The organism is Streptomyces sp. SID5464, from assembly GCF_009862985.1.
GTDB classification, from domain to species: Bacteria; Actinomycetota; Actinomycetes; order Streptomycetales; family Streptomycetaceae; genus Streptomyces; species Streptomyces chartreusis_D.
On sequence record NZ_WWIQ01000076.1, the window covers coordinates 78,095 to 102,137 of the forward strand.

Genomic DNA, 24,043 nt, shown 5'->3' on the forward strand with positions numbered 1-24,043 from the left:
CATGGCATGCAGGAGGTCAGGAGTTCAATTCTCCTTAGCTCCACAGCAGATGAGAAGGCGGGCCATCCGATCGGATGGGCCGCCTTCTTCGTGTGCGGTGTCCGTGTACGCGTACGGCGGGCTTCCCCGGGGGAAGCCCGCCGTACGTGTGCTCAGCGGCCGAGAGCGCGGCGGCCGCGGCCCTGGGACAGGACCGGGAGGTTGCGGGACGGCGCGCCGCCCTGGGCGCGGGTGTCCTCCTCGATGCGCAGGGCCAGCGCCGGGCAGCGGCGCACCGCGCGTAGAGCCTTGGCCTCGGCGTACCGCGGCACCTGCGCCTGGGCCACGGTCGGGAAGCCGTCCGCGCCGAGCTGGAACACCTCGGGGAGGATGTCCGCGCACAGGCCGTGGCCCCGGCACAGCGTCCAGTCGACGTAGATCTTCTGGCGGCTGGGGCCGTTCTCCTCGGACTCGCCGCCGCCCGGGATGCCCGTAGGGGCCCTGCCGCCCTCGAACAGCGGCAGAACGCCCTCCACGGGCCGTCCGCAGCCGTTGCCGAGGACGTGGGCGGCCAGGTCGTCCGTGAACGCCTTGATGGTCGACTCGATGAACATCGCGGAGCCGTCCGGGTGCGAGCACGCGCCGCGCCGCTTCACGTTCTTGGCGACCTGCTTGAGCGCCTCCAGGGCGGCCGGTCCGCCGCCGTTGAGGATGTCCTCCAGACCGCGCGCGGCGGCCGGCAGACCGAGGTAGCAGGGGCCGCACTGGCCCGCGCTCTCCTCCGCCAGCCACTGGGCGACGCGCAGTGACTCGCCCAGCGGGCAGGTCTCCTGAGTGATCGGCAGGATCGCGCCGGCGCCGAGCGCACCGCCCACCGCGTCCAGGGAGTTGCGCGAGACGATCGCCTCGTTGACGGTCGCGGCGTCGATCCACTTGCCGTGGTAGCCGCCGGTGAGCACGCCCTGGGGTACCGGCGGGGCGCCGGCGAGCTGGAGGACGTACCGCAGCGGCACGCCCGTCGGGACCTCGATCACCATGGGGCGGGCGACCGCGCCGGAGACCGTGAGCATGACCGTGCCCGGCTCGTCGTACAGGCCGGTGTTGCCGTAGCGCTCCGGGCCGATGCGGGCGGCGATGGCCAGTTGGGCGAAGGTCTCGGCGTTGGACAGCAGCGTGGGCGCGCCGCCGACGCCGTTCTGCGAGGCGCTGACCTTGCGGCCCGGCGGGATGGCCGGGCCGCCGTCGATGGAGCGGATCAGCGACGCGGCGGCGCCGGTGACCATACGCACCGGATTGCGCTGCACGCGCGCGCGGAGAGCCGATCTCCGGCCGTTGTTGAGCCCGCGTTCGGCGAGCGCGGCCTCCATGGAGCGCTGCGTGGACTCACGGGTGACCCCCACCACGAGCGTGCGGGCACCCAGCGCCTCGGCGCACAGCAGTGCGCCGTCCAGGATCAGATGGGGAGCACGGTTGATCAGCACCGTGTCCTTGCGGCAGGCCGGCTCGTCCTCGCTGCCGTTCACGACGACGACCGGCCGGACGCCGCGCTTGATCGCCGCCTCGGCGACCGAGCGCAGCTTCTTGTGGAAGGGGAAGCCCGCGCCGCCGCGGCCCTTCAGGTTGATGCGTTCGGCGAGTTGCGCGAGCTGCTCGCCGCCCATCGGCTCAAGTGGCCCGTGCACCTTCAGGTGCATGGGCAGGTCGAGCCGATCGACAAGGTCGAAGCCAGACGTGAGCTGGGGAAGACCGACCACGCGGACTTCGGGTACGTCAGGCAAAGCCTCGTTCACTTAAAGCCTCCGGAAGGCGTGTTCCAAGGTTCGCCCGATCCCGGCGCGTCGAAGTCGTAGGACGCACCGGGCAGTGTTTCAGTGGCGGGACCGCTGTTGTACGTGTCGTTCGGGTAGTACGTGTCGTAGACGGCGTTCGTCTCACCCGTGTCGTACACGTCACTCGATCCATAGCCAGCGGCGCCTGGATTGCCATAGGCCGGGATGTTTTGTCCGGTGTCCTGGAGCGGGTCATAGGGCGGGATGTTGAAGCCCGTGTCCTGGAGCGGGTCGTAGGCCGACGGCGGCGCCTCGCCGACCGGCGGCGGGGACGGGATCGGCCAGTTGCCCGAGGTGCTGGAGGGGCCGTCCACGGTGGGGATGGTCTCGGTGGGCTGCATGTCGAGCGGCAGCTCCATGCGGTTGGTCGGCCCCGGCGCGAAGGCCTGCTGCCCCAGGGGCGGGCTCGAGACGGCCCGGTAGGCCGCTGCGAAGCCGCTCGTGGACTCCTGCGGCGAGGGGCGCTCCGCCTTCTCGTACCGCGGCCCCGACGAGGAGGCCATGGCCCCCACGGGAGTGTCCCGGCCCTCGTAGCCCGGCAGCGCGGAGCCGGTGCCCGCCCGTGCCCGGCTCTCCTCCAGGTCCCGGCGGCCCTGGCCCTCCCCGGGGCCGATGAGCTGGGCGAACCTGTCGGCGACCTTGCGCTTGACCGGGCGCGGAGCGGCGCGCAGAGCGAGGGCTGCGGCCACGCCGGCCAGGGACAGGCAGTACAGGATGACGAAGATCGGCTTGGCCTGGCGGCCCGCGTAGAGGCCGTGGACCAGGGCGGCGCACCAGGCCGGGTAGGCCAGCATGTGCATGGCCCGCCAGCGGGCCGCGACGGGCGCGGGGGACGCGAAGCGGTTGCGCAGCACGCCCGTGATGCCCACGAAGATCATGAGCATGCTGGCCAGGGTGCCGAGGCCGACGAGGAACGACCGGCCCATGAGCTCGTCGTTGTCGCTGGCGATGAGTCCGAAGGGGATGAACACCGCGACCCACGTGGTGTGGGCGAGCGCCAGTTTGACCCCGATGTGCACCAGGAGGAAGACGATCGAGGCGACCGCCGTGGTCCGGTGCACGGCCTGCGCCAGGATGCGCCGGCGCGTGTCCAGCAGGATCCGGTCCTGGGCGACGAGCCCCCAGATCACCGAGCAGGAGAGACACACGAGGGACAGCACGCCGGCGCCGAAGTTGAGGAAGTCGGCGAACGAGTCGTCCACCGTGGAGTCGTAATTCGTCACGGCCGGCCTCCCCACATCCCGGTGACCGGGCGTAGCGAGCTGTTACTGCGATGAGGGTTCATGGGGGCAACTCCGAGCGGTTCGGGAAAGCGGTCCCGCTGCCGCACTCTAAGCGGCGCCATACCGATGGGTACGAGGTTTGAGTTATTGCGTTGTTATCAAAGGACAATGTGGCTGTTGTGATGTCCCTTAGCTGCTGTTACGCGAAGTAACTTTTGACTCTGGTTCAGCTTTTGGGCGCCGAAACGGCCCATCGGAAGCGCGTCGCGGCGCGCTGGGGGCCTGCGGTACCCTAACGCCATGCGTGCCGTACGCCTTCTGCTTAGCGGGCCGCGCTGATCAGTCCCGGCCACCGGACGAGTCGAGTGGCCGGAATCGGCGCGGCGTCCCCTCCTGTGCGAGGGGATTTTTCGTTTCTCGAACCACACAGCCGCAGGCAGAGACGATCGATGGAGCTTTGAGGATCATGAGCGAGACGAACCCCGCTGCCGCCTCCGAGGTGGCAGCGCCGCACCGCTACACGGCCGCGATGGCTGCCGAGATCGAAGCACGCTGGCAGGACTTCTGGGACGCCGACGGCACCTACGGCGCGCCCAACCCGAAGGGCGACCTGGCGGGCGATCCGGGCACCGTCGCCAAGCCCAAGAAGTTCATCATGGACATGTTCCCGTACCCCTCGGGTGCGGGCCTGCACGTAGGCCACCCGCTGGGCTACATCGCCACGGACGTCTTCGCCCGGTTCCAGCGCATGACCGGCCACAACGTCCTGCACACCCTGGGCTTCGACGCCTTCGGCCTGCCCGCCGAGCAGTACGCCGTGCAGACCGGCACGCACCCGCGCGCGTCCACCGAAGCCAACATGGAGAACATGAAGTCCCAGCTGCGCCGGCTGGGCCTGGGCCACGACAAGCGCCGGTCGTTCGCCACGATCGACCCGGAGTACTACAAGTGGACCCAGTGGATCTTCCTGCAGATCTTCAACTCCTGGTACGACCACGAGGCGAGGAAGGCCCGCCCGATCTCCGAACTGATCGAGCAGTTCGAGTCGGGTGAGCGGCCCGTACCGGGCCACCCGCGCGCGTGGAGCGAGCTGAGCGCCGCCGAGAAGGCCGACGTCCTGGGCGAGTTCCGGCTGGCCTACGCCTCCGACGCGCCGGTCAACTGGTGCCCCGGACTGGGCACCGTGCTGGCCAACGAGGAGGTCACCGCCGAGGGCCGCTCCGAGCGCGGCAACTTCCCGGTCTTCAAGGCCAAGCTGCGCCAGTGGAACATGCGCATCACGGCCTACGCCGACCGGCTGCTGGAGGACCTGGAGGAGCTGGACTGGCCCGAGGCCATCAAGCTGCAGCAGCGCAACTGGATCGGCCGTTCGGAGGGCGCCCGCGTCGACTTCCCCATCGACGGCGAGCGCATCACCGTCTTCACCACCCGCCCGGACACCCTGTTCGGCGCGACCTACATGGTGCTGGCGCCCGAGCACCCGCTGGTCGAGAAGTTCACCCCGGCCGCCTGGCCGGAGGGCACCCACGAGGTGTGGACGGGCGGCCACGCCACCCCCGGTGAGGCCGTCGCCGCCTACCGCGCACAGGCCGCGTCCAAGTCCGACGTGGAGCGGCAGGCCGAGGCCAAGGACAAGACCGGCGTCTTCATCGGCGCGTACGCGACCAACCCGGTCAACGGCGAGCAGGTCCCGGTCTTCATCGCCGACTACGTGCTGATGGGCTACGGCACCGGTGCGATCATGGCCGTCCCGGCCGGTGACCAGCGTGACTTCGAGTTCGCGCGCGCCTTCGAGCTGCCGATCCACTGCATCGTCGAGCCGACCGACGGCCGCGGCACGGACACCGCGACGTGGGAGAACGCCTTCTCGTCCTACGACGCCAGGATCATCAACTCGTCGAACGACGAGGTCAGCCTGGACGGCCTGGGCGTCGCCGAGGCCAAGGCGCGCATCACCGAATGGCTGGAGAGCAAGGGCATCGGCGAGGGCACCGTCAACTTCCGGCTGCGCGACTGGCTGTTCAGCCGCCAGCGCTACTGGGGCGAGCCCTTCCCGATCGTCTACGACGAGGACGGCATCGCCCACGCGCTGCCCGAGTCGATGCTGCCCCTGGAACTGCCCGAGGTCGAGGACTACTCGCCGCGCACCTTCGACCCGGACGACGCCGACACCCAGCCCGAGACCCCGCTGTCCCGCAACGAGGACTGGGTCAACGTCACGCTGGACCTGGGCGACGGTCCCAAGCGGTACCGGCGTGAGACCAACACCATGCCCAACTGGGCCGGTTCCTGCTGGTACGAGCTGCGCTACCTGGACCCGCACAACAGCGAGCAGCTGGTCGACCCGGAGGTCGAGCAGTACTGGATGGGCCCGCGCGAGGGCATGCCGCACGGCGGTGTCGACCTGTACGTCGGCGGCGCCGAGCACGCCGTGCTGCACCTGCTGTACGCGCGCTTCTGGTCCAAGGTGCTGTACGACCTGGGGCACGTCTCCTCGGCCGAGCCGTTCCACAAGCTGTTCAACCAGGGCATGATCCAGGCCTACGTCTACCGCGACAGCCGTGGCATCGCGGTGCCGGCCGCCGAGGTGGAGGAGCGCGACGGCGTGTACTACCACCAGGGCGAGAAGGTCTCCCGGCTGCTGGGCAAGATGGGCAAGTCCCTGAAGAACGCGGTCACTCCGGACGAGATCTGCGCCGAGTACGGCGCCGACACGCTGCGGCTGTACGAGATGGCGATGGGCCCGCTGGACGTCTCCCGGCCCTGGGACACGCGCGCGGTGGTGGGCCAGTTCCGGCTGCTGCAGCGGCTGTGGCGCAACATCGTCGACGAGGCGACCGGAGAGGTGACCGTCGTCGACGCGGAGCCGGACGAGGAGACGCTGCGCGCCCTGCACAAGGCGATCGACGGTGTGCGCGGGGACCTGGAGGGCATGCGGTTCAACACCGCCATCGCCAAGGTCACCGAGCTGAACAACCACCTGACCAAGGCGGGCGGGGCAGTGCCGCGGTCCGTCGCGGAGCCGCTGGTGCTGATGGTCGCGCCGCTGGCCCCGCACATCGCCGAGGAGCTGTGGCGCAAGCTGGGGCACACCGACTCGGTCGTCCACCAGGACTTCCCGGTGGCCGACCCGGCGTACGTGGTCGACGAGACCGTGACCTGTGTCGTGCAGATCAAGGGCAAGGTCAAGGCGCGGCTGGAGGTCTCGCCGTCGATCTCCGAGGACGAGCTGGAGAAGGTCGCCCTGGCGGACGAGAAGGTCACCGCCGCGCTGGGCGGGGCCGGGATCCGGAAGGTGATCGTGCGGGCGCCGAAGCTGGTGAACATCGTTCCGGCGTAGGCAGGGGCGAGGGCACACGGGCCAGGACGCACGGGCGAGGACGCACCGGCGAGGACGCACGGGCGGGCACGCAGGGGCCTCGCAGGCCTCCATCGGGGTGGTCCCCTACGGGCAGGTTCGGGGTTTTTCTGGAACTCCGGGCCTGCCTGTTGCGTTTACCGTTGAGGAGCGGCGTGAGATGTGCCGAGACGCCCTGAGGAGGAGCCGGTGGAAGCAGTGATCGCAGTGTTCGCCCTGCTTTTCGTCCTCTTTCTGGGGCTCGGTGTGTACGCCACGGTCAAGGTGGTCGGCGCCGCCAAGCGCGGCGTGGACCGGGGCATCACGCAGGCCCGCCGCACGGTCGAGGACCACACCCTGCGGGCCAAGTCCTTCGCCCAGCCGGGCGCCGCGGGGGAGCTCGCCCAACTCCGTCTGAAACTGCGCACGTCGATGCGCGCCACCCAGGACGCGCTGCACGCGGCCGTCGCCGAGGACGAGTCCCTGAAGGAGTCCATCGGCCTCTTCGAGCGGCTCGGCGCCCACGGGCACGAGCTGGACGACGAGCTGAAACGCCTGGAGACCGAGCCCGATCGCACCGCGCTCACCGCCCGGCTGCCCGAGCTGCGTGAGCGCACCGAACGCATCACACAGTCGGCGGACGCCCTGCGCTGGGCGGTCCGCGACCGAGCCCGCCGCTTCGCGGAGGACGACCTGGACACGCTCAGCGCCCAGATCGACGTGGAGGCCGGGGCGCTGCGGCACTGGACGACGGAGCCGGAGCCCGGGCCCGCCGCCTCGCCGAAGCCGCAGTCGGCCGCGACGCCGTGGCCCGAGGCACCCGCCGCCGATGACGCCACGGCCGGGCAGACCTGGCCTCAGACCCCGCAGTCCAACCAGGCGCAGGAGCCGGCACGGCCCGCCATCAGCCCGTCGGGGCCGCGCCCCACCTACCCCTGGCAGAAGAAGCCCCGCCCCGAGAGCACCACTTGATCCGGCCACTCGCATCACAGGGCACGGGGGCCGGGCTGCCGCACGGGCACTACGGCAGGTAACCTCCAGCTCATGTCCCGCCATGTCGCGATCGTCACCGATTCAACGGCCTACCTGCCGGCCCGGACGATGGAGCGCCACGGCATCACAGCGGTGCCTCTGACCGTCGTCCTCGGCGACCGGGCGCTGGAGGAGGGCACCGAGATCTCGACCCGAGCCCTCGCCCAGGCTTTGCAGAAGCGGCGCCCGGTGACCACCTCGCGGCCCAGCCCCGCGCTCTTCGAGGAGACGTACCGCAAGGTCGCCGAGTCCGGCGCCACCGGCATCGTCTCCCTCCATCTCTCCGCCGAGCTCTCCGGTACGTACGACGCGGCCGTCGCCGCCGCGCGGCAGGCGCCGGTGCCCGTGCGGGTGGTGGACACCGGCATGATCGCGATGGCGCTCGGCTTCTGCGCGCTCGCCGCGGCGCAGACCGCGGAGTCGGGCGGCACGATGGACGAAGCCGTCACGGCCGCGGAGAAGCGGGCCGCCGGCACATCCGCCTACTTCTACGTCGACACCCTCGACTACCTGCGCCGGGGCGGCCGTATCGGTGCCGCGCAGGCCCTGCTGGGCTCGGCGCTCGCGGTGAAGCCGCTGCTGCAACTGGCCGACGGCCGTATCGAACCGCTGGAGAAGGTGCGGACCGCGTCGAAGGCGATCGCCCGGCTTGAGGAGATCGCGGCCGAGCGTGCGGGCAGCGCCCAGGTCGATGTCGCCGTCCACCATCTCGCCGCCCCGGACCGGGCCTCGGCCCTCGCCGACCGGTTGCGGGCACGGGTGCCCGAGCTGGCCGATCTGCATGTCAGCGAGGTCGGGGCGGTGATCGGGGCGCACACGGGGCCCGGGTTGCTGGGGGTCGTGGTTTCGCCGCAGTGAACGGTCACTGCGGGCTCTGATCACCCGTGTGGGTGGCGGAGTTGTCCACAAGTCGGTCGTTGTCCCCGGGAATTGACCAAGATCATCGCGAGGGTGCCGATGTGGCCGATCCTCGTCGCATGGCACTTCGATCACGTTCACGCACAGCGACTGCGACCAGCGGGCCGGGCCGTGGACCGGCGTCCGACGGCCGCGTCCGTCACCGACCTGTCGCACGCGGCCGGGCACGGCATCGTCATGCCTCGGCGGAGGAACTCCGCCACCGCGCGGAGGTGCTGTTCGGCGAGCATGCCGAACGGGGCGGGGAGCGGCGGGAGTCGGGGCACGGTCCGCCGCCCGCGCCCGAGGAGACGGTTGCTTCAGGGCGTGCTCGGCTAGGGCTCGATCAGCCGGAGGCTGCTGCGGGGGCCGGAGTGGATCCCGATGTGCGACCCGGTGTGGGGTCCGTCCGCGCACGCGTGGGTGTCGACGGTGAGGCGGGCGCCGGCACAGGCCGCGGGGACGGCCGTCTGGGGGAAGGGGCCTGGCGGGAGCGGGCCGGGCTCGCGGTGCGGGAGCGCATGCCCCTGTGGTTGCAGGCGAGGTGCGGCCTGGAGCTGCGGAGCGTGCTCGCGCTGACGGTGGTGCTCGCCGTCGCCGCAGCGTTCGCCGTGCAGCACTTCTGGGCCGGCCGGACCCAGTCCGTGCGGCCGCCGGAGGTGGTGCGAGCGGCGGCACCCTACGAGGAGCGGGGAGAGGGCGCAGAGGCCGAGCCGGAACGCGGAGCGGGTGCGTCCGCCGGGGCGGCGAAGGCGACAGGCGCGGCGGGTGCGGCAGGTGCGGCCGAGATCGTCGTGGACGTCGGAGGGAAGGTCCGTGAGCCCGGGGTCCACCGGCTGCCGGCCGGGTCGCGTGTCGCGGACGCGCTGCGCGCGGCGGGCGGGGTGAAGCCCGGCACGAAGACCGACGGCCTCAACCGCGCCCGGTTCCTCGTCGACGGCGAGCAGGTCATCGTCGGGGGACCGGCTCCCGTGGCGGGAACCGGGGCGGGCGGTACGACTGCCGGAGGAGCGGCCGGCGCGGCGGCGGGTGGCGCGCTGCCGGGGGCTCCCGTCTCCCTCAACACGGCCACCGCCGACCAGCTCGACACCTTGCCGGGCGTCGGCCCGGTGCTGGCGCAGCACATCATCGACTACCGCACGCAGCACGGCGGCTTCCGTTCCGTGGACGAGCTGCGCGAGGTGAACGGCATCGGCGACCGCCGCTTCGCCGACCTGCGGAATCTCGTACGGCCATGAGGAGCGGCCGTGACGTGCCGACGGGGCGGGACGAGGCGGCACCCGCGGTCTTCACCACCGGGGCGGCTCCTCCGGGCCGGCCGGTCCCTCTCACCCAGTCGGACTCGCCCGCCCGTTCGATCGTGCACGCCTCCTCCGGGAAGCGGCTGGGCAGCGCCCGTCCGCGCCAGGAAGGACCCACGGACCTACGACTCGTCCCACCCGCCCTCGCGGCCTGGGGCACGGCGGCGCTGGTGCTGGACGCGTCGCCGGGGTGGGTCCTGGGCATCGTGGCCGGCTGTCTGGCCGCCGTCGCCCTGCTGCCGTCGGCCCGGTGGGCGGGGTGGGCGTCCTGGTCGCGGGCGTCGGCCGCAGCCGTGCTGCTGTGCGTGGCCGCGGCAGCCGTCTCGGCCGGGCTGCATGGGGCGGATCTGCGCCGGGGGCCTGTGCCCGGCCTGGCGCGGGAGTACGCGACGGTGACCGCCGAGGTGGAGCTGACCTCCGATCCCCGGCTCACCCGGCCGAAGGTCCGGGGCGATCACGTCGCTCCGACCGCGGTGCTGATCGAGGCCGATGTGCGGCACGTCCAGGAGGCGGGTGGCGCGACGGTGGGGACGCGGACGCCGGTGCTGCTGATCGTCGACGTGGGCTCGGCCGACCGGGCCGCCGAGGGTGGGCGGTCGGCTCCTGCGGGTGGGGCGGCCGTGGGCGTGGGGGATCGGCGGTCGACAGCCGTGACCGGGACCGTCGAAGGTGGGCGGCCTGCCGCCGGTGGGCCGGTGCGGTCACCGTGGCTGGGGCTGCTGCCGTCGACGCGGCTGCGGGTCAGCGCGCGGCTGGCGCCGGCGATGACGGGCGGTGACCGGGTCGCGGCGGTGCTGCGGGTGCGGGGCGAGGCCGAACCGGAGGTGGTCGGGGAACCCTCGGCTGCTCAGCGGCTCGCCGGGCGGTTGCGGGCCGGGCTGCGGGAGGCGACCGACGGGCTGCCGACGGATGCCCGGGCGCTGTTGCCGGGGCTGGTCGTGGGGGACACCTCGCGGATCACCCCGGAGCTGGAGGAGGCCTTCAAGGAGACCGACCTCACGCACACCTTGGCCGTGTCCGGGGCCAACTTCACGATCCTGCTCGCCCTGCTGCTGGGGCCGCCGGGCCTGGCACAGCACGTCGAGCGGCGGGGGCTCGCGCCTCGCCTCGGTGTCTCCCTGCGGGCCACCGCCGTGCTCGGGGGCATGCTATCACTCGGGTTCGTCGTCGTGTGCAGACCGGATCCGAGCGTGCTGCGGGCCGCGGCCTGCGGAGCCGTCGCGCTGCTCGCCCTCGCGACCGGCCGCCGCAGGTCACTCATCCCGGCGCTGGCGACGGCGGTCCTGCTGCTGGTGCTGTACGACCCGTGGCTGGCCCGGAGTTACGGGTTCCTGCTCTCCGTCGTGGCCACCGGCGCCCTGCTCACGCTCGCCCCGCGCTGGAGCGCCGGGCTGCGGCGGCGCGGGGTGCCGCCGCGACTGGCCGAGGCGCTGGCCGCCGCCGCAGCCGCGCAGGCCCTGTGCGCGCCCGTCGTCGCCGTGCTGTCGGCGCGGGTGAGCCTGGTGGCGGTGCCGTGCAACCTGATCGCGGAGTTCGCGATCGCGCCGGCCACCGTGCTGGGCTTCGCGGCACTGGCCACGGCACCGATGGCGATGCCCGTGGCCAAGGCCCTGGCGTGGTGCGCGCATTGGCCCGCGGAGTGGATCGCGGGGGTCGCCCGTGCCGGGGCCGCGCTGCCGGGGGCGGGAGTGGACTGGCCGGGCAGTTGGGCGGGTGCGGCGCTGCTCGCGGCCGTGACGCTGGTCGTGCTGCTCGTGGGGCGGCGGCTGCTCGACCATCCCTGGTGGTGTGGGGGCTGCGGCCTGCTGATGGTGCTGGTGCTTGTGCAGCCGCCGCCGCTGACCCGGGTGGTCACGGGCTGGCCGCCGCCCGGCTGGCGGCTGGTGATGTGCGACGTGGGGCAGGGCGACGCCATGGTGCTCGCGGCGGGCGAGGGCACCGGTGTGGTGGTGGACGCGGGACCCGATCCGCAGCTCGTCGACCACTGCCTGCGCTCACTCGGCGTCACCAGGATCCCGCTGGTCGTGCTCACCCACTTCCACGCCGATCACGTGGCGGGACTGCCCGGTGTGCTGCGCGGACGGGCGGTGGGCGCGATCGAGACGACCGGCTTCGAAGAGCCCGCCGATCAGGCCGCGTTCGTCCGGAGACAGGCGGCGGCCCGGCGGGTTCCCGTGTCGCGGGCCGCCGCCGGGGAGCAGCGTCGCACGGGGGATTTGGCGTGGCAGGTGGTGTGGCCGCCCCCGAACCCGCCACCGGGCCCGCCCCCGCCCCCTCCACCGGGCCCGCCTCCGCGGGTGCTCCCGGCCCACCCGGCGCCGGAGGGGCCGAACGACGCCAGTGTCGCCATGCTGGTCCGGTCGGCCGGACTGCGCCTGCTGCTCCTCGGCGACCTCGAACCTCCGGCCCAGCGGGCGCTGGCGAGGTCACCGGCGGCCGAAATCCTGGAGAGCGTGGACGTGCTGAAGGTCGCCCATCACGGATCGGCGTATCAGGACCCCGGCCTGATACGCCGGGCGGCCCCGCGGCTGGCCCTGATCAGTTGCGGCGCCGACAACAGCTACGGACATCCGGCGCCCGGCACGATCGCGGCGCTGCGCGCCGGAGGTGCGGCGGTGCTGCGGACGGACCGGGACGGCGCACTGGCGGTCGTAGGAGGGGGCGGGGAGCTGAGGGTGGCGCGAGACTGAGGGCATGAACTCAGCAGAGGTTGATGCCTATCTCCGCCGCCTGGGAGCCGAGCACCCGGCGTGGCCCACCGTCGACGTGCTCCGTGAACTGCACCTGCGCCACCTGCGGACCGTGCCGTTCGAGAACCTGTCGATCCATCTCGGCGAGGAGATCGTGCTGGAGGAGAAGCGGCTGCTGGACAAGGTGGTGGGTGCCCGGCGGGGCGGGTTCTGTTACGAACTCAACGGCGCCTTCGGGGCGTTGCTCGCCGCGCTGGGGTACGACGTGGCGCTGCTCGCGGCGCGGGTGTACGGGGACGAGGAGCGGCTCGGTATCCCGTACGACCATCTCGCGCTGCGGGTGCGGACGGTGGACGGGGGCGACTGGCTGGCCGACGTCGGGTTCGGGGCGCACAGCCACCTGCCGCTGGCGTTCGGGGAGAGGGGGGAACAGGAGGATCCCGGGGGCACGTTCCGGATCGTCGAGGCGCAGCCGGACGCGGCCGGGGTACGCGGTGGGCACGACACGGTGGAGGCGGCGGACCTGGACGTGATCCGCGACGGCAGACCGCAGTACCGCCTGGAGGTACGGCCGCGGGTGCTCGGGGACTTCGTGGCCGGGGCGTGGTGGCACAGCACGTCGCCGGTGTCGCACTTCACGCGGTCGCTGGTCTGTTCGCGGGTCACGGAGGACGGAGGGAGGATCACGCTCAGCGGCCGCAGACTCACGGTGACCGGGGCCGACGGCACCCGGGAGGAGCGGGAGCTGGGGACGGACGAGGAGGTGCTCGGGGTGTACCGGGAGCGGTTCGGTATCGAGCTCGGGTCGGTGCCGACGGTCCGGGGTACCGGGCAGGACGGCTGATCCGGGCCGGAGGGGGCGAGGGAGCAGCGAGACCAGAAGGTGCAGAGGGGCCAGACACCCCACTTGGCCCACATGGTGCTACTCGTGCGTAGTCCCAGCACAAGTGCTGGATTCCCGTGATGTGGTCCCGTGTTGCCTCGAAAGCCTCATCGGTGGTCGAATGCCTCCTCGGTGATCCGTGATCAAACAGCTGACTTCGAGTCGCACGAGGTGTCCAGATGATCGGCCGCTGGCTGGGAAGCCGAACCAACCGGGTGCACCGGACGAGCCCCCTGGGGGCGGTGCCGACGCCGCCGAGCGCCGGGGTGCTGGCCTGCCGGGTGCTCGACCCGGTCAACGAACCGGTCAGACACGCGGAGTTCGCGGTCACCGACGCCATGGGGCGTCCGGTGGTCAGCGGGGGAGCGGATCCGTTCGGGTCGTTCATGACGACGGTGCCGGCGGGGGAGTACCGGCTCGCGGTGTCCGCTGAGGGGTACACGCCGTATCGGGCGACCACGCAGGTCGCCGAGAACGCGCTCGCGTCGCTCGGTGACGTGACGCTCCAGGTGGCCCAGCCGCCGGAGCTGCCCGCGCCCGGCGACTGGGAGATCGAGTCGGCGCACTCCTCGATCGGCTTCACCGCTCGGCACATCGGCCTGGCGCGCATCCACGGACAGTTCAAGTCCTTCGCGGGCGTCATACGGATCACCGAGCCGCTGGAGCGGTCGGCGATGCACGTGGTGATCGACGCGGCGTCCATCGACACCAACATGAAGATGCGCGACGACCATCTGCGGTCGGCGGACTTCCTGGACGTCGCGAAGTTCCCGACCCTCGAGTTCTACAGCGAGCGGTTCGTGCACAAGGGCGGGAACCGGTGGGCCGTGACGGGGGCGCTGTCGCTGCACGGCGTGACGCGCACGGTCACGCTGGACACGGAGTACCTGGGGCTGGGCAACGGCATGGAGGGCGAGGTACGGGCTGCCTGCCGGGCCACGACCGAACTGCACCGGGACGACTTCACGGTGAGCTGGCAGACGATGCTGGCCCGCGGCATCGCGGTGGTGGGACCGAGCATCAAGGTCGACCTCGACGTGCAGGTCGTCCGCAAGAGCTGAGCCGGCGGACCGGCCGCGGCGGCGTGTCGGACAATGGCCGGCGTGAGTGATGTGCGACATGTGCTGGTGCTGCCCGACAGGGACGCGGCGGAAGAGGTGGTCCAGGCGCTCCCCGAGCGTTTCGGCGTCGTCGAGGAGCCGCGGCTCGTGCGGGACGCGCTGGCCGGCGAGGACGACGCCGAGGACGCGCAGTGGCTGGTCGTCCTCAGGGACGAGGAAGAACGCTTGGACCCCGGGGAGCTGGACCGGTTCGCGGGGGAGTGGGAGGGCTGGCGGGAGGAGCCGTAGGCCGCCTCTGGAGGAGCCGTAGGCCCGCTCGGGAGGGACGAAGCCCGGCGGGGACGCCATGAGCCCTTCGGGACCCGCTGTCAGTGCCGCGTGGGATGCTTGTCGCGATGGCCAGGAAGACTGCGAATGACGACCCTCTCGCCCCCGTGACGCTCGCCGTGGGCCAGGAGGAGCTGCTGCTCGACCGTGCCGTGCAGGAGGTGGTGGCCGCCGCGAAGGCCTCCGACGCCGACACGGACGTGCGGGACCTGACCCCGGACCAGGTGCAGCCCGGCACGCTCGCCGAGCTGACGAGCCCGTCGCTCTTCGCGGAGCGCAAGGTCGTCGTCGTACGCAATGCGCAGGACCTGTCGGCCGACACGATCAAGGACGTGAAGGCCTATCTCGGGGCGCCCGCCGAGGAGATCACCCTAGTGCTGCTGCACGCCGGCGGGGCCAAAGGGAAGGGGCTGCTCGACGCGGCGCGCAAGGCGGGGGCGCGCGAGGTGGCCTGTCCGAAGATGACGAAGCCGGCGGACCGGCTGGCGTTCGTGCGGGGCGAGTTCCGGGCGGCGGGCAGGTCCGCCACGCCGGAGGCGTGCCAGGCGCTCGTCGACGCGATCGGGAGCGATCTGCGGGAGCTGGCGTCGGCGGTCTCGCAGCTGGCCGCGGACGTCGAGGGGACGATCGACGAGGCGATCGTCGGGCGGTACTACACGGGCCGGGCCGAGGCGTCGAGCTTCACGGTCGCCGACCGGGCGGTCGAGGGCCGGGCGGCGGAGGCGCTGGAGGCGTTGCGCTGGTCGCTGGCGACCGGGGTGGCGCCGGTGTTGATCACGAGCGCGCTGGCGCAGGGCGTCCGGGCGATCGGGAAGCTGTCGTCCGCGCGTGGCGGACGCCCGGCCGATCTCGCGCGGGAGCTGGGCATGCCCCCCTGGAAGATCGACCGCGTGCGGCAGCAGATGCGGGGCTGGACCCCGGACGGGGTGGCCGTGGCGCTGCGGGCGGTGGCCGAGGCGGACGCGGGCGTGAAGGGCGGCGGGGACGATCCCGAGTACGCCCTGGAGAAGGCGGTGGTCACGATCGCGCGGGCGGCTCGCTCCCGGGGCCGGGGCTGAGGCCGCGGGACTCAGTACAGGGGCTGACCGATCCCCAGGAGGTTGCCCTCGCTGTCACGGAACCAGGCGCCGCGTTCTCCCCGGGCGCCCTTGCTCGGGTAGTTCCCCTCGATCTCGGCGATCCCGCCCTCCGTGCGGAAGCCGGGCACGTCGACCTCCTCGAAGACCACGCCGCGCCGCTTGAGCTCCGCCACGGCGGCCTCGATGTCGTCGACCTCCAGCGCCATCTGGGTGAAGGTGCCGGGCGAGGCCCCCGTCGACCGGAACAGCACGAATTCCCCGCCGCCGCAGCGGTACAGCAGCCCACCGGGCCGTTCGTCGACCGGCTCAAGGCCGAGTTTCTCGGCGTAGAAGCGCCGCGCCCGGTCCAGGTCCCGGGCGGGGAGCCGGGTCGCCACGCGGACCCCGGCCAGCACGTTTGCGTCCTCTGCGGTCATGCCTCCACTGTGCCGTGATCGAGTCGCCCTCCTCCTGTCGAGGAGGAAAATCGGGTGTATCAGCCGTATGTCGCCAAGTGACGGAGAGGTGGCGAAGGTCATGGCTGAGCACCCGCACGCAGCGCTCGTCCGCAAGGGCTGAAGCCTTCCAGCGCGGAGACATGGACACCCTCCGCGGCATCATGACCGGGGACTGTACGCACCATGTGCCCGGCTCGCATCCGCTCTCGGGGGACTTCAAGGGGATCGATTCGATCATCAACGACTACTACGGCCGGCTCTCATCGGAGACCGGCGGGTCGTTCCGGGTCGAGCTGCTCAACGTGTTCGTCGACGGCCGGGGACACGCCGTCAGCGTGCACCGCTTCACCGCCGACCGGGGCGACAAGCACATCGACGAGCACGGAGGCATCGTCTTCCGGGTCGTCGGAGACAAGATCAGCGATCTCGACGAGTGCCTGGAGGACATCGACAAGAGCAACGCGTTCTGGTCGTGACCACCGGCCGCCGCGCGGGCATGCCGAAGGCCCCGCCGCCCACCCTGGGGAAGGGTGAGGCGCCGGGGCCTTCGGTTGAAGCTGGTGAGCTCGTCCCCGCGTGGCGAACGCAGGCCGCGGACGAGCTCGGGGTGCCGGACGGGAGCGGATGAGAGAGGGCCCGCTCGAATCCCTCCGGCGTCACATCAGACGTCAGCCCTTGAGCGCGGCGACCTTCTGAGCCAGCGCCGACTTCTTGTTGGCAGCCTGGTTCTTGTGGATGACGCCCTTCGAGACGGCCTTGTCGAGCTGACGCGCGGCAGCGCGCTGGTACTCGGTGGCCTTCTCGACGTCACCCGCGGCAGCAGCCTCACGAGCCTTGCGGATCGCGGTCTTGAGGGAGGACTTGACGGCCTTGTTGCGCAGCCGCGCCTTCTCGTTGGTCTTGATCCGCTTGATCTGGGACTTGATGTTCGCCACGAATGAGCCTTCTCAGGTTCTGGCACGGGGCCGCACGGGTGCCGCACGGTCCGGTACCGGGTGATTTCTTGAAGGAGTGCCTCCCGCGAGAGGGCACGAGGCACAGCCCCCCACGGTACCAGCGGGCGCATTCATGGCCCAAACCCGTCCATGGTCCCCACCCGTGGGACCATGGAGGCTACGTATCGATCCGACCCGAGACCGCAGACACTGCGGACGCCTCAAGAATCAGGACCCTGCGTGCCCGCGATCCCTAGCCATGTGCCCGAGCCGAGCCGTACCGACCCGGCTCTGATCCGCAATTTCTGCATCATCGCGCACATCGACCACGGCAAGTCCACGCTCGCCGACCGGATGCTCCAGCTGACCGGAGTGGTCGAGCAGCGGCAGATGCGTGCTCAGTACCTCGACCGCATGGACATCGAGCGTGAGCGCGGCATCACGATCAAGTCCCAGGCGGTGCGACTCCCGTGGGCCCCCTCCCACGACAAGAGCAAGACGCACATCCTGAACATGATCGACACCCCGGGGCACGTCGACTTCACCTACGAGGTCTCGCGATCGCTCGCCGCCTGTGAGGGCACCATCCTCCTGGTCGACGCCGCCCAGGGCATCGAGGCGCAGACCCTCGCCAACCTCTACCTGGCGATGGAGAACGACCTCACGATCATCCCCGTGCTGAACAAGATCGACCTGCCGGCCGCGCAGCCCGAGAAGTTCGCCGAGGAGCTCGCCCACCTCATCGGGTGCGAGCCCGACGACGTGCTCAAGGTCTCCGCCAAGACCGGGCTCGGTGTCGAGGCGCTGCTGGACAAGGTCGTCGAACAGGTCCCGGCCCCGGTCGGTGTGAAGGACGCCCCCGCGCGCGCCATGATCTTCGACTCCGTCTACGACTCCTACCGCGGCGTGGTGACGTACGTCCGTGTCATCGACGGGCAGCTCAACAAGCGTGAGCGCATCAAGATGATGTCCACGGGCGCCACGCACGAGCTGCTGGAGATCGGCACCAACTCGCCGGAGATGCTGTCGTCCGACGGTCTCGGCGTCGGCGAGGTGGGCTACCTCATCACCGGCGTGAAGGACGTCCGCCAGTCCAAGGTCGGTGACACCGTCACCAGCCAGTCCAAGGGTGCCGTGGAGCCGCTGGGCGGCTACAAGGACCCCAAGCCCATGGTCTTCTCCGGCCTCTACCCCCTGGACGGCTCGGACTACCCGGAGCTGCGCGAGGCCCTCGACAAGCTCCAGCTCAACGACGCCGCGCTGGTCTACGAGCCGGAGACCTCCGCCGCACTCGGCTTCGGCTTCCGTGTCGGCTTCCTCGGCCTGCTGCACCTGGACGTGATCCGGGAGCGGCTGGAGCGCGAGTTCGGGCTCGACCTGATCGCCACCGCGCCGAACGTGGTCTACCGCGTCGTCATGGAGGACGGCAGCGAGCACACCGTCACCAACCCGAGCGAGTTCCCCGAGGGCAAGATCTCGGAGGTCTACGAGCCGGTCGTGCGGGCCACCATCCTGGCGCCCAGCGAGTTCATCGGCTCGATCATGGAGCTGTGCCAGACCCGGCGCGGCACCCTGCTCGGCATGGACTACCTCTCCGAGGAGCGGGTCGAGGTCCGCTACACCCTGCCCCTCGCCGAGATCGTCTTCGACTTCTTCGACCAGCTGAAGTCCAAGACCCGCGGTTACGCCTCGCTCGACTACGAGCCCACCGGCGAGCAGACCTCCAGCCTGGTCAAGGTCGACATCCTGCTGCACGGCGACAAGGTCGACGCGTTCTCGGCGATCACCCACAAGGACCAGGCGTACGCCTATGGCGTGCGGCTCGTCGCGAAGCTCAAAGAGCTCATCCCGCGGCAGGCCTTCGAGGTGCCGGTCCAGGCCGCCATCGGCTCCCGGGTCATCGCCCGCGAGACCATCCGCGCCATCCGCAAGGACGTCCTCGCCAAGTGCTACGGCGGTGACATCTCCCGTAAGCGGAAGCTGCTGGAGAAGCAGAAGGAGGGCAAGAAGCGGATGAAGATGGTGGGTTCCGTGGAAGTTCCGCAGGAGGCGTTCATCGCCGTCCTGTCGAGCGATGACAGCGCGGGGTCGGGCAAGGGCAAGAAGTAATCACGGATTACCTTGGGTTACACCGCAAACCGGGTAGAACAGGGGCCCGTCGTGCGCAAGTGCGGCGGGCCGTTGTGCGTACGTGGGGTAGCTCTCTGTACGAAGTGACAGGCCGCGGACCCTTACGCAGCGGCCGGTCGACCTTTACTCTGATCCCTGCTCGATAGTTACTCGCGAGTTAAACAACGGCTCGCGAACAGCAGCTCGTGAGTGAAAACCAGCCGCACCTGAGCCAGCCGCACCGTCGCGGGCCCCGGAGGATGTCGTGAGCGACACACAGACACTGATCGAGAACCGTCCGCCGTCCGTGGCGGGCCTCTTCCTGGACCGCGTGGCGGCCACGCCGGACGCCGAGGCCTACCGTTATCCGGTGCCCGCGTCCTCCGGGCAGGGGCCGGACGACTGGAAGTCGCTGAGCTGGGCGCAGGCCGCCGAGCGGGTCTACGCCATCGCGGCCGGGCTCATCGAACTGGGCGTGCAGCCCGAGCAGCGCGTCGCCCTCGCGTCCAGCACCCGCATCGAGTGGATCCTCGCCGACCTCGGCATCATGTGCGCCGGCGCCGCCACGACCACGGTCTACCCGCAGACCAACGCCGAGGAGTCGGCGTACATCCTGTCGGACTCCGAGAGCCGGGTGCTCATCGCGGAGAACGTCGAGCAGCTGGCCAAGGCGCAGGAGAAGCGCGGCGAGCTGACCGACCTCACCCACGTCGTGGTCATCGACCCGGCCGGGGTCGAGACGGCCGACTGGATCCTCACCCTGGACGAGCTGGAGAAGCGCGGCGCGGCCCGGCTGGAGAAGGATCCCGACCTGGTCAAGGAGCGGGCCGGCGCGATCACCAAGGACCAGCTGGCCACCCTCATCTACACCTCCGGCACCACCGGCCGCCCCAAGGGCGTGCGCCTCCCGCACGACAACTGGTCGTACATGGCGAAGGCGATCGCCGCGACCGGGCTGATCAGCAGCGAGGACGTGCAGTACCTGTGGCTGCCCCTCGCGCACGTCTTCGGCAAGGTGCTCACCTCCGGCCAGATCGAGGTCGGGCACGTCACCGCGGTGGACGGCCGCGTCGACAAGATCATCGAGAACCTGCCGGTGGTGCAGCCGACGTACATGGCGGCCGTGCCGCGCATCTTCGAGAAGGTCTACAACGGAGTCGCCGCCAAGGCCCGGGCGGGCGGTGGCGCCAAGTACAAGATCTTCCAGTGGGCCGCCGAGGTCGCCCGTGAGTACGCCAAGGTCGCCCAGGACAACTTCCGGCGCACCGGGACCATGTCCGTGCCGTTCGGGCTGGGCGCGAAGCACAAGGTCGCGGACGCGCTGGTGTACGCCAAGATCCGGGAGGCCTTCGGCGGGAACCTGCGGGCGTGCGTCTCGGGTTCGGCGGCGCTGGCACCCGAGATCGGGTACTTCTTCTCCGGCGCCGGCATCCACATCCTGGAGGGCTACGGCCTGACCGAGTCCTCGGCGGCGTCTTTCGTGAACCCGGGCGAGGCCTACCGCACCGGTACGGTCGGCAAGCCGCTGCCCGGCACGGAGGTGCGCATCGCCGACGACGGGGAGATCCTGCTGCGCGGCCCGGGCATCATGGAGGGCTACCACAAGCTGCCCGAGAAGACCGCCGAGGTACTGGAGGCGGACGGCTGGTTCCACACCGGGGACATCGGGGAGCTGTCGCCCGACGGGTATCTGCGGATCACCGACCGCAAGAAGGACCTGATCAAGACGTCGGGCGGCAAGTACATCGCGCCGGCCGAGGTCGAGGGGCAGTTCAAGGCGGTGTGCCCGTACGTCTCCAACATCCTCGTGCACGGGGCCGACCGGAACTTCTGCACGGCGCTCATCGCGCTCGACGAGGTCGCGATCACGGAGTGGGCGAAGGAGAACGGGCTGGCGGGGAAGTCGTACGAGGAGATCGTTTCCTCGCCGGTCACGGTGGAGATGGTCGACGGGTATGTGAAGCAGCTCAACGAGGGGCTTCAGCGGTGGCAGACGATCAAGAAGTTCCGGTTGCTGCCGCGGGATCTCGATGTCGAGCACGGTGAGATCACGCCGAGTCTGAAGTTGAAGCGGCCGGTTGTGGAGCGGGAGTACAAGCATCTGATCGAGGAGATGTACGAGGGGGCTCGCGAGGCGTAGGGGCTAACTACCCGGTTCCACCCGGCGTTTCAGGTCCTGGATCTCTGCGCGCAGGCGTTCCACCTCTCTGCCTTTGCGGTAGAGGTCCAGGAAGACGCTCACCTTGGCCCGTAGGACCCACGGGTCGAACGGCTTGGTCACGTAGTCGGCGGCGCCTGTGGCGTAGCCGCGGAAGGCGTAGCCCGAGTCGTCGTCCGCGCCCGTCAGGAAGATGATCGGGACGTCGCGGGTCTGGTCCAGGCGTTTGATGTGGGCGGCCGTCTCGAAGCCGTCCATGCCGGGCATGCGGATGTCGAGCAGGACCAGGGCGATGGGCTGGCGCAGCACGGCCTTCATCGCCTCCTCGCCGGAACGGGCGCGTATCAGAGGCTCGTTGAGGGAGGCGAGGACGGCCTCCAGGGCGGTCAGGTTGTCCTCCATGTCGTCGACCAGGAGTATTCCGGCGCGTGCGGTGCTCATGACGGTCGGTCCTCCTCCGCGCCCTCCGTTCCCTGCGTGTCGTCCGTGCCGTCCGTGTTCAGCAGTTCGCACACGACCGTCAGCAGCCGGTCGATGTCCACCGGCTTGGGCACGTAGTCGTTGGCGCCGCGGGCGATGGACTTCTCGCGGTCGCCGGGCATCGCCTTCGCGGTCAGGGCGACGATGGGCAGGTCCGCCCAGCGCGGGGTGCGGCGGATGGCGGAGATGGTCTCGTAGCCGTCCATCTCCGGCATCATGATGTCCATCAGGACCAGTTCGACGTCCGCGCTGCGCTCCAGCGTCTCGATGCCCTCGCGGCCGTTCTCCGCGTACAGCACGGTCATGCCGACGCGGCCCAGGACATGGGTGAGGGCGAAGACGTTGCGGATGTCGTCGTCGACGATCAGCACTCGCCGCCCGGCCAGGATCCGGCCCGGCCTGCCGGACGTCCACGCCTCCAGCCTGGTCGGCGAGGGCCAGGCGTCGTCCGTGTCGTACGCGGCCGGGAAGGGTCCCGCGGTGGCCGGCTGGAGGGGCAGGGACACTTCGGGGTGATCCTCGGGGGCCGGTCCCGGCGCGGTGTGACCGGGGCTCAGGACAGGCACGTACAGGGTGAACCTGGAGCCCTTGCCCGGTTCGCTCTCGGCGACGATCCGGCCGCCGAGCAGGCCCGCGATCTCCCGGCTGATGGACAGTCCGAGGCCGGTGCCGCCGTACTTGCGGTTGGTGGTGCCGTCGGCCTGCTGGAACGCCTCGAAGATCACCGGGAGTTTCTCCGGCGCGATGCCGATGCCGGTGTCGGACACGGCGAAGGCGATGACGTCGTCGGTGTCCCGCACTGCCCCGCTCTCGGCTCCGCTCGAGCGCGGGGACCCCCATCGGTGCTCCGCGTCCTGCACCCGGTCGACCCGCAGCTCGACCTTGCCCGACGCGGTGAACTTGATCGCGTTGGAGAGGAGGTTGCGCAGGATCTGCTGGAGGCGCTGTTCGTCCGAGTACATCTCGCGCGGTACGTCCTCGCCGACCGCCACCTCGAAGGCGAGCCCCCGGTCGATGGTGAGGGGGCGGAACGTGGCGTGGACGTAGTCGAGCAGCTTGATCAACGGCAGTCGTTTCGGGCGTACGTCCATCCGGCCCGCCTCGATCTTCGACAGGTCCAGGATGTCGTTGATGAGCTGGAGGAGGTCCGAGCCCGAGCGGTGGATCGTCGTCGCGAACTGCACCTCCTGGTCGGAGAGGTGGCCGTCCGGGTTGTCGGAGAGCAGCCGGGCCAGGATCAGCAGGGAGTTCAGCGGTGTGCGCAGCTCGTGCGACATGTTCGCCAGGAACTCGGATTTGTACTGCGAGGACGTGGCCAGCAGGGCGGCCTTCTCCTCCAGTTCGGCGTTGGAGCGCTGCAGCTCGCCCTGCTGCTTCTGGAGTTCGTCCGAGCGCTCCTGGAGCTGCATGGCGAGGCGCTGGGACTCGCCGAGCAGGGACTCCGTGCGGGAGTTGGCGATGATCGTGTTGATGGCGACGCCGATGGTGTTGACGAACTGGTCGAAGAAGGCCAGGTGCACATCGGAGAAGCGGGAGAAGGAGGCGAGCTCGATGACACCGAGCAGCTTGTCCTCGAAGAGGATCGGGATGATGACGATCGTGGTCGGGGCCGCCTCGCCCAGACCGCTGTTGATCTTGATGTAGTCGGGCGGGGCGCCCTCGACCAGGATCCGCTTCTTCTCCCGGGCCGCCTGCGCGACCAGGCCGTGCACCGGGAGGGCGCCGGTCTCGACGGTCGCGTCCTGGGCGGCGCCGTAGCCGGCGATGAAGGCCAGGCCCTTCGTCGGCACGGTCGTGCGCAGGGCCGCGCCGTCCTCGTCGGGGTCGGCCAGGTAGAACGCGCCGTACTGGGCGTTCACCAGCGGGGTCAGCTCGCGCAGTATCAGGTCGGCGACCTCCATCAGGTCGCGGTGGCCCTGCATCAGGGCGGCGAGGCGGGCCAGGTTGGACTCCAGCCAGTCCTTCGCGCGGGTCGTCTCGCGCAGGTTGGCCACCATCAGGTTGATGTTGTCCTTCAGCTCGGCGACCTCGCCGCGGGTCTCGACCGTGATCGAGCGGGACATGTCGCCCTGGGCCACGGCGGAGGCGACCTCGGCGATCGCGCGGACCTGGGTGGTGAGGTTCGAGGCCAGTTCGTTGACGTTCGTCGTCAGGCGCTTCCAGGTGCCGTAGACGCCCTCGACCCGGGCCTGGCCGCCGAGTTGGCCCTCGGAGCCGACCTCGCGGGCCACGCGCGTGACCTCCGAGGCGAAGGAGGACAGCGTGTCGACCATCGTGTTGATCGTG

Annotated in this window: 17 protein-coding genes and 1 pseudogene; 12 read left to right on the forward strand and 6 right to left on the reverse strand. The window is 70.7% G+C overall.

Annotated elements, in window-relative coordinates; genetic code table 11:
• Positions 1-152: 152 nt before the first annotated feature.
• Together GTY47_RS37780 and GTY47_RS37785 are read right to left on the reverse strand one after the other, a co-directional pair.
• Positions 153-1,769: an NADH-quinone oxidoreductase subunit NuoF family protein gene (locus GTY47_RS37780; RefSeq protein WP_029181314.1), complete on the reverse strand. Its 1,617-nt coding sequence runs from the start codon at positions 1,767-1,769 to the stop codon at positions 153-155.
• Complete coding sequence (locus GTY47_RS37785; RefSeq protein WP_010041992.1) at positions 1,766-3,031, reverse strand: ferric reductase-like transmembrane domain-containing protein; 1,266 nt, start codon at positions 3,029-3,031, stop codon at positions 1,766-1,768. The genes GTY47_RS37780 and GTY47_RS37785 overlap by 4 nt, the downstream gene beginning before the upstream one ends.
• A gap of 466 nt (positions 3,032-3,497) precedes the next feature.
• On the opposite strand from GTY47_RS37785, the gene leuS reads away from it, so the two are divergent.
• The 9 genes from leuS (at position 3,498) to holA (ending at position 15,617) form a co-directional block, all read left to right on the forward strand.
• Positions 3,498-6,371, forward strand: coding sequence for a leucine--tRNA ligase (leuS, locus tag GTY47_RS37790; protein WP_010041994.1), 2,874 nt, complete (start codon positions 3,498-3,500; stop codon positions 6,369-6,371).
• 207 nt (positions 6,372-6,578) lie between these two features.
• Complete coding sequence (locus GTY47_RS37795; protein ID WP_029181316.1) at positions 6,579-7,340, forward strand: hypothetical protein; 762 nt, start codon at positions 6,579-6,581, stop codon at positions 7,338-7,340.
• A 72-nt stretch (positions 7,341-7,412) separates the two neighbouring features.
• A complete protein-coding gene (locus GTY47_RS37800) occupies positions 7,413-8,258 on the forward strand; it encodes a DegV family protein (RefSeq protein WP_010041999.1) in 846 nt (281 codons plus the stop codon).
• A 119-nt stretch (positions 8,259-8,377) separates the two neighbouring features.
• A complete protein-coding gene (locus tag GTY47_RS37805; RefSeq protein ID WP_029181317.1) occupies positions 8,378-9,535 on the forward strand; it encodes a ComEA family DNA-binding protein in 1,158 nt (385 codons plus the stop codon).
• Between the two features lie 122 nt (positions 9,536-9,657).
• The gene (locus GTY47_RS37810; RefSeq protein WP_029181318.1) at positions 9,658-12,288 is read left to right on the forward strand and encodes a ComEC/Rec2 family competence protein; all 2,631 of its coding nucleotides are present in this window, start codon (positions 9,658-9,660) and stop codon (positions 12,286-12,288) included.
• Positions 12,289-12,292: 4 nt separating this feature from the next.
• Positions 12,293-13,132, forward strand: a complete 840-nt coding sequence (locus GTY47_RS37815; protein WP_010042006.1) for an arylamine N-acetyltransferase — start codon at positions 12,293-12,295, stop codon at positions 13,130-13,132.
• A 218-nt stretch (positions 13,133-13,350) separates the two neighbouring features.
• Complete coding sequence (locus tag GTY47_RS37820; protein ID WP_010042007.1) at positions 13,351-14,232, forward strand: YceI family protein; 882 nt, start codon at positions 13,351-13,353, stop codon at positions 14,230-14,232.
• Between the two features lie 42 nt (positions 14,233-14,274).
• A complete protein-coding gene (locus GTY47_RS37825; RefSeq protein ID WP_078602878.1) occupies positions 14,275-14,520 on the forward strand; it encodes a hypothetical protein in 246 nt (81 codons plus the stop codon).
• Positions 14,521-14,627: 107 nt separating this feature from the next.
• Complete coding sequence (gene holA / locus GTY47_RS37830) at positions 14,628-15,617, forward strand: DNA polymerase III subunit delta (RefSeq protein ID WP_197709819.1); 990 nt, start codon at positions 14,628-14,630, stop codon at positions 15,615-15,617.
• Positions 15,618-15,628: 11 nt separating this feature from the next.
• Here holA and GTY47_RS37835 read toward each other — a convergent pair whose 3' ends face one another.
• Entirely contained in the window at positions 15,629-16,054 is a 426-nt protein-coding gene (locus GTY47_RS37835; protein ID WP_029181320.1) for a VOC family protein, read from the reverse strand.
• A 100-nt stretch (positions 16,055-16,154) separates the two neighbouring features.
• On the opposite strand from GTY47_RS37835, the pseudogene GTY47_RS37840 reads away from it, so the two are divergent.
• Positions 16,155-16,551, forward strand: a pseudogene (locus GTY47_RS37840) (nuclear transport factor 2 family protein).
• Between the two features lie 192 nt (positions 16,552-16,743).
• On the opposite strand, the gene rpsT reads toward GTY47_RS37840, so the two are convergent.
• Positions 16,744-17,010 (reverse strand): 30S ribosomal protein S20, encoded by a 267-nt coding sequence (rpsT, locus tag GTY47_RS37845; protein ID WP_010042013.1) that lies wholly within the window; start codon positions 17,008-17,010, stop codon positions 16,744-16,746.
• A gap of 240 nt (positions 17,011-17,250) precedes the next feature.
• On the opposite strand from rpsT, the gene lepA reads away from it, so the two are divergent.
• Both lepA and GTY47_RS37855 read left to right on the forward strand, forming a co-directional pair.
• Positions 17,251-19,119, forward strand: coding sequence for a translation elongation factor 4 (gene lepA, locus GTY47_RS37850; RefSeq protein WP_010042015.1), 1,869 nt, complete (start codon positions 17,251-17,253; stop codon positions 19,117-19,119).
• A gap of 265 nt (positions 19,120-19,384) precedes the next feature.
• On the forward strand, positions 19,385-21,259 hold the full coding sequence (locus tag GTY47_RS37855) for an AMP-dependent synthetase/ligase (protein ID WP_010042016.1): 1,875 nt from the start codon (positions 19,385-19,387) through the stop codon (positions 21,257-21,259).
• A 3-nt stretch (positions 21,260-21,262) separates the two neighbouring features.
• Here GTY47_RS37855 and GTY47_RS37860 read toward each other — a convergent pair whose 3' ends face one another.
• Positions 21,263-21,718 carry a response regulator gene (locus GTY47_RS37860; protein WP_010042019.1) on the reverse strand — a complete coding sequence of 152 codons (456 nt, stop codon included), beginning with the start codon at positions 21,716-21,718 and terminating at the stop codon, positions 21,263-21,265.
• Positions 21,715-24,043 (reverse strand): ATP-binding protein (locus GTY47_RS37865; RefSeq protein WP_010042022.1); only part of this gene is annotated, 2,329 nt, incomplete at its 5' end. The genes GTY47_RS37860 and GTY47_RS37865, both read right to left, overlap by 4 nt.

Coding starts and splice junctions, on each gene's coding strand:
- leuS (WP_010041994.1), top strand. CDS start 3,498: ATGAGCGAGACGAACCCCGCTGCCGCCTCCGAGGTGGCAGCGCCGCAC.
- GTY47_RS37800 (WP_010041999.1), top strand. CDS start 7,413: ATGTCCCGCCATGTCGCGATCGTCACCGATTCAACGGCCTACCTGCCG.
- GTY47_RS37805 (WP_029181317.1), top strand. CDS start 8,378: ATGGCACTTCGATCACGTTCACGCACAGCGACTGCGACCAGCGGGCCG.
- GTY47_RS37815 (WP_010042006.1), top strand. CDS start 12,293: ATGAACTCAGCAGAGGTTGATGCCTATCTCCGCCGCCTGGGAGCCGAG.
- GTY47_RS37820 (WP_010042007.1), top strand. CDS start 13,351: ATGATCGGCCGCTGGCTGGGAAGCCGAACCAACCGGGTGCACCGGACG.
- holA (WP_197709819.1), top strand. CDS start 14,628: ATGGCCAGGAAGACTGCGAATGACGACCCTCTCGCCCCCGTGACGCTC.
- GTY47_RS37835 (WP_029181320.1), bottom strand. CDS start 16,054: ATGACCGCAGAGGACGCAAACGTGCTGGCCGGGGTCCGCGTGGCGACC.
- GTY47_RS37860 (WP_010042019.1), bottom strand. CDS start 21,718: ATGAGCACCGCACGCGCCGGAATACTCCTGGTCGACGACATGGAGGAC.